We start from the raw sequence: 12,161 nt of genomic DNA, 5'->3' as shown, positions 1-12,161 counted from the left end.
AGCAGCTAATAGTGTTATGAGCAAGTAGCAAAGCGGATTGCGAATATCCGCTTGACTTGGAACGGAGGTTTTTTATTATGATAAAAGAAGCAATAAACACACTTGTGAACGGCGAAGACCTTACTGATGAGGTTATGACGCAGGTAATGGAAGAAATTATGACGGGGGAAGCAACTGACGCACAGAAAGCATCATTTCTTACTGCTCTTTCAATAAAAGGTGAAACTATCGATGAGATAACAGCGGCAGCAAAGGTTATGTCATCAAAATGCACACCTTTTAACAATGACGGTGATGCTCTTGAGATTGTCGGAACGGGTGGAGATAAGGCAAATTCATTTAATATATCTACACTCTCGGCAATCGTAGCCGCAGCCGCAGGCGTTCATGTTGCAAAGCATGGAAACAGGGCGGCATCTAGCAAGTGCGGAACTGCTGACTGTCTTGAAGCACTCGGAGTTAAGATTGATATTGAGCCGGAGCAGAGCGAAAAACTTTTGAAAGAGGATGGAATATGTTTCCTTTTTGCACAGAAATATCATCCTGCAATGCGTTTTGTAGGTGCAGTCAGAAAAGAGATGGGAATACGCACAATGTTTAATGTACTCGGACCACTCTCAAATCCGGCAAGAGCAAATATGCAGCTTATGGGTGTATATGACGAGAAACTTGTAGAGCCGCTTGCTCATGTACTTAAAAATCTCGGACTTAAGAAACTTATGGTTGTTTATGGAATGGATTGTCTCGATGAGATTTCGCTTTCAGCACCTACAAAGGTTTGTGAGTACAGAGATGGTGAGTTTAAGAGTTACGAGATAACACCGGAGCAGTTTGGATTTACACGCTGCAAAAAAGAGGACCTTGTCGGTGGAGAACCTGCTACAAATGCACAGATAGCAAGAGAAATTCTTGACGGAGTTGAGGGACCAAAGATGGATGCGGTATTACTCAATGCAGGAGCAGCTATTTATATCGCAACAGACGGAATTACTATTGAACAGGGAATTGAGAAAGCAAGAGAGATGATAACAAGCGGAAAAGCTAAGGCTAAACTTGAGCAGTTTATAGCAGACAGTAACAAATAGAAATGGAGAAAACATTGAATATATTAGAAGAAATTGCGGCAAAGACAAGGGAGCGTGTAGCCGAAGCGAAAAACAAAGTTTCTCTTGAAGAGATGAAACAAAAAGCCGAGAGTCTTAACGCTCACACTGGTTTTCCTTTTGAGAATGTGATTAAAGAGGGAAGTCTTTCATTTATATGTGAAGCGAAAAAGGCTTCACCGTCTAAAGGACTTATAGCCAAAGATTTTCCTTATGTAGAGATAGCAAAGGAATATGAAAAGGGCGGTGCGAGCGCTATATCAGTGCTTACCGAGCCGTATTGGTTTATGGGAAGCAACGAATATTTAAAAGAGATAAGAGCTGCAGTAGATATTCCTATAATAAGAAAGGATTTTACCGTTGACGAGTATATGATATATGAAGCAAAGGTTATCGGAGCTGATGCGGTGCTTCTCATATGTGCGATACTTGATGATGAAAGCCTTAAAAAATATATGCAGACAGCAGACAAACTTGGACTTAGTGCTCTTGTTGAAACGCATGACGAAGAAGAAGTTAAAAGAGCGGTTAAAGCAGGAGCAAGGCTTATCGGTGTAAACAACAGGGATTTAAGAAATTTTACAGTTGATATAAACAACAGTCTCAGACTTAGAAATCTTGTGCCAGACAATATCACTTTTGTTTCTGAGAGTGGAATAAAAGGCGAGAAAGAGATAAGAGAGCTTGCAGAGGGAAAAGTTGATGGTGTGCTTATAGGTGAGACTATGATGTGTGCTGGTGAGAGCCGTATTGAAACTTTGAAATCGCTTATTAAGGCAGGACAGATTTGAGAAAAACTGAAAAGAAAATCTGAAATGTTTGCAGAATTGCAAAATATGTATAGATGCGGCAATTCGTAAAATTGTTTTATGATTGCGGCTATGATAAAAATATGACTGGAAGATACGGTCAAATTATGGAGGATAATAGAATGAGCAAGGGAAGATTTGGTGTTCATGGCGGGCAGTACATACCTGAAACACTTATGAACGAGATACAGAAACTTGAAGAAGCATATGAATTTTACAAGAAAGATGAGCAGTTTAATAAAGAACTCGATACACTTCTCAAAGAATATGCGGGTAGACCGTCACTTCTTTATTATGCAGAGAAGATGACGAGGGATTTAGGCGGAGCAAAGATTTATTTTAAGAGAGAGGATTTAAACCATACAGGTTCTCACAAGATAAATAATGTACTCGGTCAGGCACTTCTCGCAAAGAAGATGGGAAAGACAAGGATCATCGCAGAGACAGGAGCAGGCCAGCATGGTGTTGCAACAGCTACGGCAGCAGCGCTTCTTGACCTTGAATGTGAGATATACATGGGTAAGGAAGATACGATTCGTCAGGCTCTCAATGTATATCGTATGGAGCTTCTCGGTGCTAAGGTACATCCTGTTGAAACAGGTACGATGACACTTAAGGATGCGGTAAATGAGTGTATGAGAGAGTGGACTAACAGAGTTGATGATACACTCTATGTACTCGGTTCAGTTATGGGACCACATCCGTTCCCTACTATAGTAAGAGATTTCCAGAGTGTCATAAGTCGTGAAGCGAGAGCACAGATACTTGAAAAAGAAGGCAGGCTTCCCGATGTAGTAATGGCTTGTGTCGGCGGCGGAAGCAATTCTATGGGAATGTTCTATGAGTTTATCAATGATAAGGATGTAAAACTTATCGGCTGCGAGGCGGCAGGACTTGGAGTTGATACTGACAAGACAGCAGCAACAATGGCAACGGGCACAGAGGGAATCTTCCACGGTATGAAATCTTATTTCTGTCAGGATGAATATGGTCAGATAGCACCTGTATATTCAATCTCAGCCGGACTCGATTATCCGGGAGTAGGACCTGAACACGCATATCTTAAGGATATAGGCAGGGCAGAGTATGTTCCAGTAACAGATGAGGAAGCTGTAAATGCATTTGAGTATATTGCAAAAGAAGAGGGAATAATCGCAGCTATCGAGAGTTCACACGCAGTAGCACATGTTATGAAGATAGCTCCTAAGATGGATAAAGACCAGATAATCATCTGCTGTCTTTCAGGACGAGGAGACAAAGATGTGGCAGCAATAGCAAGATACAGGGGGATTGATTTACATGAATAGAATAAGTAAGGCATTTGAAGATAAAAAAGTATTTATACCATTTATAACGGCAGGAGATCCAAATCTTGAAAAGACTGAGGAATTTATCCTTGAGATGGAAAAGGCGGGGGCTGCACTTGTCGAGATAGGAATACCGTTTTCTGATCCGATAGCAGAAGGTCCTGTTATACAGGATGCAAATATCAGGTCGCTTTCAGGCGGATGTACTACAGACAAGATTTTTGATATGGTAAGCTCACTCCGCAAAAAAACGGATATACCTCTTGTATTTATGGGATATGCAAATTCACTTTACAAGTATGGTTATGAGAGATTTTGTGCGAAATGTCAGGAGGTAGGGATAGACGGACTTATAATACCCGATATTCCATATGAGGAGAAAGACGAACTTGCACCGATAGCAGAAAAATATGGAATGTATCTTATCTCAATGATAGCACCTACCTCAGAAAAGCGTATCCAGATGATAGCAAAAGAAGCAAAAGGCTTTATCTATGTAGTATCATCAATGGGTGTAACAGGTGTCAGAAGTGAGATAAAGACAGATATTGAAAGTATCGTAAAGTCGATAAAAGAAGTGACTGACACACCGGCAGCAGTCGGCTTTGGAATAAACACACCTGAACAGGTAAATAAATATACAAAAATCGCAGACGGAGCGATAGTCGGAAGTGCTATCATAAAGATAGTTGCAAAATACGGCGAAGATGCAGGAAAGCATATTTACGATTATGTAAAAGAGATGACAGGCGGACTTGCACAAAAGAATTAGAAAGAGTGATGATGTTTGAAAGGTAGGGTACGGCAATTCCAGACAACAAAGTGAAATCAAAAACTGACAGGCGGCTACAATGGTCTGTCAGTTTTTTTCGTTGTATGTTATTATATAAAATATGATGCAGAGAGCAAAAGCAGACAGTGGTGCATGTTAAGTATTTACGATTCACTAACCCTCTTGACCTAAAGGCAAGAAGCATCTTTAGACTTCAGTTTGGTCAATTGTTATCTGCTGGCTTATACGCAAAACACCGCCAATAAGATTTGAACTGTCTGTCAGTGGGCAAAAAATAGAGAATGGAGTAATAAAATGTCTGATTTACATGTAATAGTTATGGATATGGATGGTACACTTCTGAATGACAATAAGGAAGTGAGCGAATATACGAAAAATGTTCTGAGAAAACAGAAAGAAAAGGGAATGAGGATAGGTATTGCATCTGGGCGTCCGATACTTGGGGTTAAAAGGACGGTTGAGAATCTTGGTATTTCAGATATCATACAGTTTATGGTTGCTTCAAACGGGGCTGAACTTTATGATGTTTCAGATGGAGAGGAAAAGGGATTTTATAAACTTGATGTGCAGACGATATTTGAGATAATTGAAAAGTACAGGCAATTTAACTTAAATCCTTATGTTTATCAGGGTGAGGACTGCTATGCGGCAAGAACTGATTCAACTATCGAGAGGGCGGCAAGAAACAATCACTTAGGAGTTCATCTGTGTGATATGAGAGAAGAAGTTACGACACCTCAGAGTAAACTTGTGTTAAGCACATCACCTGAAAAAATGGCGGAGGTTGAAGCATTTTATGAGGAGAATAAGTCAGAAAAATATCGTGCTTTTAAATCTCAGGAAGATATGTTTGAATTTGTCCATCCAAAGTTATCAAAAGTATATGGAATAAAATATTACTGTGAGAAGTATGGTTATGATATTTCCAATGTTATCGCATTTGGTGACACGACAAATGATCTTGAGATGGTCGATGAATGTGGTATCGGGGTATGTATGTGCAACGGAACTGATGATGTAAAGGCAGTTGCCGATATAATTACTGAGTTTAGTAATGATGATGACGGACTTGCGAAGGAACTTGAACGATACAAATACAATTAAAATTATAACTACAGAGAAAAGAGGGAGAGCATGGTTTATATAAAAGCGAACAATGAGATTATTAAGGTTTATCAGAGGATAATACTATCAATGAAGCAGCGCGTGGAGTGGAATGGTGATATTATAATAAGAAAGAATACTATGATACTTGTGGGAAGAGTGCGTTCAATGTACTTTGAACTTGCAACAAGGCGGGTTTATTCTGATATTGAAGAATTGACATTTGACTCTGCAAATGCTTTTGAGATGGGAAATAATAAACTTATTACCAATATTATAAATATGCTTCTCTATCCGTTTGGCAAGTGGGGGGCGATAAAGGGGCTTAATGTTGAGCAGGATTATATGGTACTTGCCGCACTTTTTTCGCAGATTTTCAAGGAAATTGATGTTGAGACATATTTTACAAAGACAAGTCTGAAATTTTTTATAAACGGTATTCAGATAACTTTTGAGGATGCGATGGAAAAATGTATCGCATATATTGTAAAACAGCAGGAGATAAAGATTGCAGAACAAAATCTGAAACAAAAGAAACAGGATGTGAAAAAAGAAGAAAAAATGCAAAATGAAAGCAAAAAAACATCTGAGACCAATGTGGAAAATAAAGGAAATCTGTCTGAAAAAACGGTTGGTGGAAGCACAGACCATGCAGCCGCAAAAGGTGAGGAATCAAAAAATGATAAAGCAGCACAGGCAGACCGTGTCAGAAAGAAAGTTGTCTTTAGTGGAAGAAACCTTAATGCAGGAGGTGTTAATAACACAACATATGGAAAAGCTGGTGAAGAAAATGATAACACAGTAAAAGATTCAACAGATTCAGATATTAAATATGCAGATGATAAAATTAAAAACAGCGAGGAAGAAAAGTCAGGTGCAGGGCTTTGGCACAATATGAAATGGAGTGTTGGCCGCTTTGATTTTAAACGCGAGGAAGTTGACCAGAAAAGTGCAAATTCACACAGGATTGGAAACAATTTTTATATGGTTCCATACGAGTGCCCTGACTGTGGCGAGCATCTTCATATGGTCGTATATCCGCAGGGAAGAGAAAATGTTATAGATACGGATGAGGGGCGTGTTTATATAACAAGGGCATATACATGTGATAATTGTAAGAAGTTCTATACGGCAAAACCGGGAAAACTTTTAAGAGAAGGTGAAGCGTATGTTCTTGATTTTGACAATGACGAATATGCAGCAAGAGATTATGTGCAGCTTTTGGGAAGGAAAGGCGGGAAAACAGGAAACTGCAATTTTAACATGTATGAGGCTGATTATGGGAAAAATGTTTCCTCAGTTGGAAAAAGACTTAGTGAGCGTTGCAGGAAGATGGAGCTTCTTACGGATGAAGAACTTGAGCAGATACTTGCACAGATGGATGACGGTTTCTTTTCTGATTATGAAAAAGAGAGATTTCTTGCGATAATAGAACAGGAACTTGAATATCGTGAGAAGATGAGGACTAAAAAGTTTGGGGAATTTGGAAGAACAAGTGATGAGAGGGCACAGGATGATGAAGTAGATGATAGTACAAAAATTGCTGATAATGTGGCATATGAGAGTGAAATGGCGGAAGATACTAAAAATATGCAGAAATCAGAAATACAGTCAGACGGTGGAAGCATACCGGAACAGAAAGATTATTCTGTAAATGATGAACAGGATAATACGAAAGCCGAAAAAAGACAATCTATTTTTGGAAAAGGAAAGGATAAGTCTAAAAAAAACGGATTGTCAGATAAAGAGCAGGCCGGTAAAAAAGGTTCATTTTTTAATAGATTTAAAAAGGGTGATGATAAAGAAAATATTTCTACAGAAAATATTTCTAGAGAAAATATTTCTAAAGATGTAAGATCAGATACAGTTAAAAATGATAATAAAGTTGAAACATTAACAGATAAATATGGTGTGGTTGAAGATAAGGTTCAAAATACGGGGAATTTTGATGTCACAGATGATATTTCTGAAAATGTTCAAAATTTAGGAGATGAGATTTTAAACGATAGAAATATTGAAAATGATAATATTACAGAAGCAAAGGAAAATACTGCCGTTAGAGGAGATTCTGTGAAAGAGGAAGTGGCGGCAGGTGACGAGGCTAGAACGCCAAATGCAATTATAATAGAAGAAAGACATACAAATGAAAAGAAGAATACAAGACATAAAAAAGAAGATATTGTAGAAAAAAACAATAAAAGTGATACGGCTGATACAAAGATATCACAGAAAGACAGTACCGCACCGGAAGGCGTACAAGTTTCATTTTTTGACAAGATAACTGATGAGAGCAGGACAGCAAAATATTCGGATATAGTTGAGAATATAAAAAAGATAGAAGCATCAGAAGGTGATGAACAGGAGAAAATTCATTATATTGATGTTCTGACAAAACTGTGCAAGGCGGCAGCAAAAAAAGAAATAGAATATCTTCTCTCACATCTTCCGGGAAACATTAACTTTGAGAGATATAAGAGAACAAAAGAAAAACTTAGGACTTATACACAGATAGATGTTGAACCGTATATAAAGATTGTTGATGCAAAACGCGATAAAGTTGAATTTGATGAACTAAACAAACTTGTGAGCGGTGTTGACCGTGACAACAGAGACGAACTGCTTGAGATGATGGAGAGGATAAAGAACGGTGAATATGAAAAACGAAATTCTGACAGATTTGTTGACAGTCTTAAAAAACGAGTTTATGCGATGGATGAGGCAAAACTTAGAGGAATATGTCCTGACCCTGATGAGATAACATTTGACGAGGGTATAAAAGCATTAGAGGAGATTGAGAAAGGAGTTTTTCTGCCTGAACTCAAATCCAATATGCTGCAGCTTATTGATAAAAAACTTACGACATTAAAGACAGAGGAATGTGAACTTCTTGTAAGAAAACTGGAGCGTGACCTTGAGGGAAAGATATCTGATATGTCAAAGATACATTTTTATGATATAAGAAAAATGAGAGACTTAGATAATACTGATAAAGAAACATCTTTTGTCAAAGTTGCCGTAAGTACATATGCGTATGCGACGGGGAAATATGAATATCCGATAGTTATATGTGATTCTTCGGTGTTTGGCAGTGGAAAGGAAGGTTTTATAATCACGCCTGACCATATATTCTATAAGGGACTTATAAAATCAGGCTCGATAGATGTAAAAAGTATAGATGGGGTATCTTCAGAAAAGAAGGGACTTGTGGTGCAGCACTCGTCAAAGGGCGGTGTGAAGATACCTTGTACACTTGGCAGAAATGATGAGAAGAATATGGCAGATGTGCTTGATTCGTTTATCGGTTATCTTAAAATGAAACCTGAATCAAGGAGTATTGAATATATGTCAAAAAATGACCATAAGATTAAGTGCTGTTACCGCTGTGGCCATGTGTTTACGGATGGAAATGTATGCCCTAAATGTGGCAGTAGATTTGATGGATAAAAAAGGGTAATCAGTTGACAATCGTCATGAATATGGTAAAATGTAGTAATGAAAACTACATGTAATGGAAATCAGCACAAAGTTGATTATCATTAGATATTGTTAAACAAACCGGAATATGGAGGATTTGCCATGGATTATCAGATAATCAGCGACAGCTCTTGTGACCTTGAGCAGAGTTTAAGAGAAAAATATGACATAGAAGTAGTACCGTTTTATATATCATTTGATGAGGAAAATTATCAAAAAGAAGTAGAAGAGATAGCGATAGATGATGTTTATAAGAAAATGGTGGATTTTCCTAAGCAGTATCCTAAAACATCGCTTCCTTCAGTACAGAATTATGTTGATGCATTTACTGCACATGCAAAAGAGGGAAGGGCTGTTATCTGCGTATGTATCACTACATCACTGAGCGGTTCATACAATTCAGCATGCAATGCAAAGGAGATTGTCTGTGAGGAATATCCTGATGCGAAGATAACAGTCATAAATTCGCTTGGTGCGACTGTACTTCAGGGACTTTTTGTGATAGAAGCAGCTAAATTAAAGCAGTCTGGAGCGACATATGAGGAAGCGGTAGAAAAACTTACATCAGCAGAGTATCTTGCCACAGGAAGGATATTCTTTACAGTGGGAAATACCGATTATCTTAAGCATGGCGGAAGGATAGGAAAAGTGGCAAGTGTTGCATCGAGTGCTCTTAATCTGAAACCGATAATCACTCTTAAAGACGGTTCGATAGATGCATCGGGAATAGCCAGAAGCCGCAAAAAATCTATAGCCAAGACATTTGAGTTATTTAAAAATTATTTTGCACAAAACGGCGAAGATCCTAATGATTATGTTTATACAGTGGGATACGGATATGACAGAGAAGAAGGTCTTGAATATAAAAAAGAATTTGATGAGGTTATGCGTGGCATTGGACTTAAAGAAGAAACAGGTATTGCACATATCGGAGCGACAATATGTGTCCATACGGGACCTTATGCGATCGGTGCAGGGCTTATAAGAAAAATTCTGAAATAGTTGATGCAGATGGTTTATCAAATATAGTATATTTTAATTTGCCGTAAATTTATTGTTTTCGGGAGATTAGCAGGATTGATATTTATCATAATTGTAGTATAATAAAAATATGCGAAGAAGCTGTTGCTTAAGTGTTAAAGAAACAACTTAAGCTACGGCTTTTTGTTGGTACGATTTAAGGCGGATTTATGTTTAGTATAATATTTCATATTGATCTAAGATTCAAAAGTTCAAAAGATAATTATTTATAACTGAGCGTGAGCTGTGATTTAAATTGTTATTAAAATGTAAATAAGCAATATACAAAAGGAGTGACTATTTATGGAAGAGAAAAACAGTCAGAACAAAAGTAACATTAAGGAAAAGCAGAGTGTAAAATACCGCTTGAAGAAAAATGTGGCTTACGCTACTAACATTACAAGTATCGCCGCAGTAGTTGCTATTATTGCATTATTGATAGTAGGAACACAGTACGGCAGTGCATTGAAGTATTATGGCTTTGTACAGGGAGATGTAGGAAAAGCAATAGCAGTACTTTCGGGTTCTCAGAGTGCTGTAAGAGCAACTATCGGATATCAGGATGAAGATGATATCAAGGACCAACAGGAACAGTACAAACAGAAGAAAGAAAAGTTTACTACATATTTTAAGGATGTTGAAGGCAAGATAAATACAAGTAAAGCAAGAGAACTTTACAATGCAGCAGCAGACCTTGTAGATGATTATTGGACATTGTCAGATTCTATTATTGAAGCTGGTGCTACTACCGATACAAAACTTTCAGCAGATGCCCAGACTCGTGAGATTAATGAACTCACACCAAAATATAACCAGATTTATGAGAAAATGGGGGCTATTCTGGATTATTCCGTTTCAAAGGGAAACAGCACCAAAAATATGCTTAACATGTTGGAGATACTTTCAGTAGTTGTTGTTATCGCTGTTATGGTACTTGCAAGAATTCAGTCAACAAGAAAAGGTGAAAAATTTGCAGAGGGTATTCAGGTTATCCTTCGTGCTACATCAGAACGTCTTACTAAACTTACAGAGGGTGACTTTGAGTCTCCATTCCCTAAGAGTGACTACGAAGATGAATTTAATGATATGTTAAGAGATTCAGAGGGCATGTCAGAGGACTTAAAGAAGATAATAAAGGACATTGGATATCTTCTTGGAAGTATGTCTAAAGGAAACTTTATGATAACATCAGGATGCAGGGAACTTTATCAGGGAACATTCAATGATATCCTTGTATCAATGATGGATCTTCGTGATCAGATGATTATTACACTTCAGAATGTTGATGATGCATCAGTACAAGTTTCAGCAGGTTCAGACAATCTTGCACAGTCAGCACAGGCACTCGCAGAAGGTGCTACAGAGCAGGCAGGAGCTATTGAAGAACTTACATCTACTATTGCAAATATTACATCAAGTGCAGAGCAGAACTCAAAAGACCTTGATGAGTCACATCAGCAGGCAAAAGAATATGCAAGACAGGCAGATGAAGGACGCCAGCAGATGAAAGAGCTTACTGTTGCAATGAAACATATCACGGATACATCAAAACAGATTGAGAATATCACAGCACAGATTGAAGATATTGCATCACAGACAAACCTTCTTTCACTTAATGCATCTATTGAAGCTGCAAGAGCCGGTGAAGCAGGAAAGGGATTTGCGGTTGTTGCTGATGAGATTAGAAAACTTGCAGAGCAGAGTGCTGCATCAGCAGTTAGTACGCGTGAACTTATCGAAGGTGCTTTAAAAGAAATCGATGAAGGTAATACTGCAAGTGAAAATGTAGGACAGGCACTTAAGGTTGTCATCGATGGTATCGAGAGTATAGCAGAAACATCAAAACAGCTTAGTGAGGATTCAAAGAAACAGGCGGAAGCTATGGAACAGGCTGAGATAGGAGTAAATCAGATATCAGAAGTTGTTCAGTCAAATTCAGCAGCGGCTGAGGAAACATCAGCAACAAGCGAGGAGCTTTCAGCACAGGCAGATACTTTGAAGGGACTTATAAGCAAATTTATTCTTAAATAATAAGAGAAATTGTAATATATAAAAACAGAGGATAAAATACATAAGTACAAAAGATTGAGATATAGAAACAGGACTTGTGATTCGTTTAGGTATAAATAAGCAGTATATTTATTTATATCTTTCATGCGGAGCATTAGTCCTGTTTTTTGTGAAATGAGTATAGTTGTTTACTTTTTGTAAAATAAATGTAAAAAATTATTTTTGGGGATAAAAAGGGTTGAAAAATAACTTTTATGGTGTTATATTGTGTTAGGATTTTGGAAAAAGTATATGGAGGTGAGTTTTCATGGACGGTAATGACAGTTTTGGACGAAGTATTAACAACAGTGTTTTATATCGTGAACAGGTGGCATGGCTGTCACATGAAAAGATTATTGTGCACGATTGTTGTGTATGGTGATTAGAACTTTCAGCCATGTCTATAAATTATGTAATATAAAATAAATGTTCATGTAGGAAAGCTGATATGATACCTCTAAAGTAGACAGATTAAATATAAAATCTGTTGCTTGGGAGGTAT

The 12,161-nt window shown here is 37.7% G+C and carries 8 protein-coding genes; all 8 read left to right on the top strand.

Going from position 1 to position 12,161, the window contains the following annotated elements; translation table 11 throughout:
* Positions 1-77: 77 nt before the first annotated feature.
* The 8 genes from trpD to KQI69_RS05360 all read left to right on the top strand — a co-directional run bounded on the left by trpD (position 78) and on the right by KQI69_RS05360 (position 11,641).
* A complete protein-coding gene (gene trpD, locus KQI69_RS05395) occupies positions 78-1,085 on the top strand; it encodes an anthranilate phosphoribosyltransferase (RefSeq protein ID WP_216564325.1) in 1,008 nt (335 codons plus the stop codon).
* A 14-nt stretch (positions 1,086-1,099) separates the two neighbouring features.
* Positions 1,100-1,894, top strand: a complete 795-nt coding sequence (gene trpC / locus KQI69_RS05390; protein ID WP_253289012.1) for an indole-3-glycerol phosphate synthase TrpC — start codon at positions 1,100-1,102, stop codon at positions 1,892-1,894.
* A gap of 140 nt (positions 1,895-2,034) precedes the next feature.
* The gene (gene trpB, locus KQI69_RS05385) at positions 2,035-3,219 is read left to right on the top strand and encodes a tryptophan synthase subunit beta (RefSeq protein ID WP_216564323.1); all 1,185 of its coding nucleotides are present in this window, start codon (positions 2,035-2,037) and stop codon (positions 3,217-3,219) included.
* The gene (trpA, locus tag KQI69_RS05380) at positions 3,212-3,991 is read left to right on the top strand and encodes a tryptophan synthase subunit alpha (RefSeq protein ID WP_216564322.1); all 780 of its coding nucleotides are present in this window, start codon (positions 3,212-3,214) and stop codon (positions 3,989-3,991) included. Before trpB ends, trpA begins: the two co-directional genes overlap by 8 nt.
* Positions 3,992-4,306: 315 nt before the next feature.
* A complete protein-coding gene (locus KQI69_RS05375; protein WP_216564321.1) occupies positions 4,307-5,116 on the top strand; it encodes a Cof-type HAD-IIB family hydrolase in 810 nt (269 codons plus the stop codon).
* Positions 5,117-5,146: 30 nt separating this feature from the next.
* Positions 5,147-8,560: a hypothetical protein gene (locus tag KQI69_RS05370; RefSeq protein ID WP_216564320.1), complete on the top strand. Its 3,414-nt coding sequence runs from the start codon at positions 5,147-5,149 to the stop codon at positions 8,558-8,560.
* Between the two features lie 132 nt (positions 8,561-8,692).
* The gene (locus tag KQI69_RS05365; protein ID WP_216564319.1) at positions 8,693-9,592 is read left to right on the top strand and encodes a DegV family protein; all 900 of its coding nucleotides are present in this window, start codon (positions 8,693-8,695) and stop codon (positions 9,590-9,592) included.
* A gap of 321 nt (positions 9,593-9,913) precedes the next feature.
* Entirely contained in the window at positions 9,914-11,641 is a 1,728-nt protein-coding gene (locus tag KQI69_RS05360) for a methyl-accepting chemotaxis protein (RefSeq protein WP_216564318.1), read from the top strand.
* Positions 11,642-12,161 lie beyond the last annotated feature (520 nt).

Origin of the sequence: Eubacterium sp. MSJ-13 (assembly GCF_018918235.1) — a bacterium.
Taxonomy (GTDB): Bacteria; Bacillota; Clostridia; order Lachnospirales; family Lachnospiraceae; genus Butyribacter.
Note: the sequence above shows the minus strand (reverse complement) of the source record. Positions and strands in the feature narration are given on the sequence as shown.

Excerpts from the sequence above, each read along its gene's own strand:
- trpD (WP_216564325.1), top strand. The coding sequence starts at position 78 with ATGATAAAAGAAGCAATAAACACACTTGTGAACGGCGAAGACCTTACT.
- trpB (WP_216564323.1), top strand. The coding sequence starts at position 2,035 with ATGAGCAAGGGAAGATTTGGTGTTCATGGCGGGCAGTACATACCTGAA.
- trpA (WP_216564322.1), top strand. The coding sequence starts at position 3,212 with ATGAATAGAATAAGTAAGGCATTTGAAGATAAAAAAGTATTTATACCA.
- KQI69_RS05375 (WP_216564321.1), top strand. The coding sequence starts at position 4,307 with ATGTCTGATTTACATGTAATAGTTATGGATATGGATGGTACACTTCTG.
- KQI69_RS05370 (WP_216564320.1), top strand. The coding sequence starts at position 5,147 with ATGGTTTATATAAAAGCGAACAATGAGATTATTAAGGTTTATCAGAGG.
- KQI69_RS05365 (WP_216564319.1), top strand. The coding sequence starts at position 8,693 with ATGGATTATCAGATAATCAGCGACAGCTCTTGTGACCTTGAGCAGAGT.
- KQI69_RS05360 (WP_216564318.1), top strand. The coding sequence starts at position 9,914 with ATGGAAGAGAAAAACAGTCAGAACAAAAGTAACATTAAGGAAAAGCAG.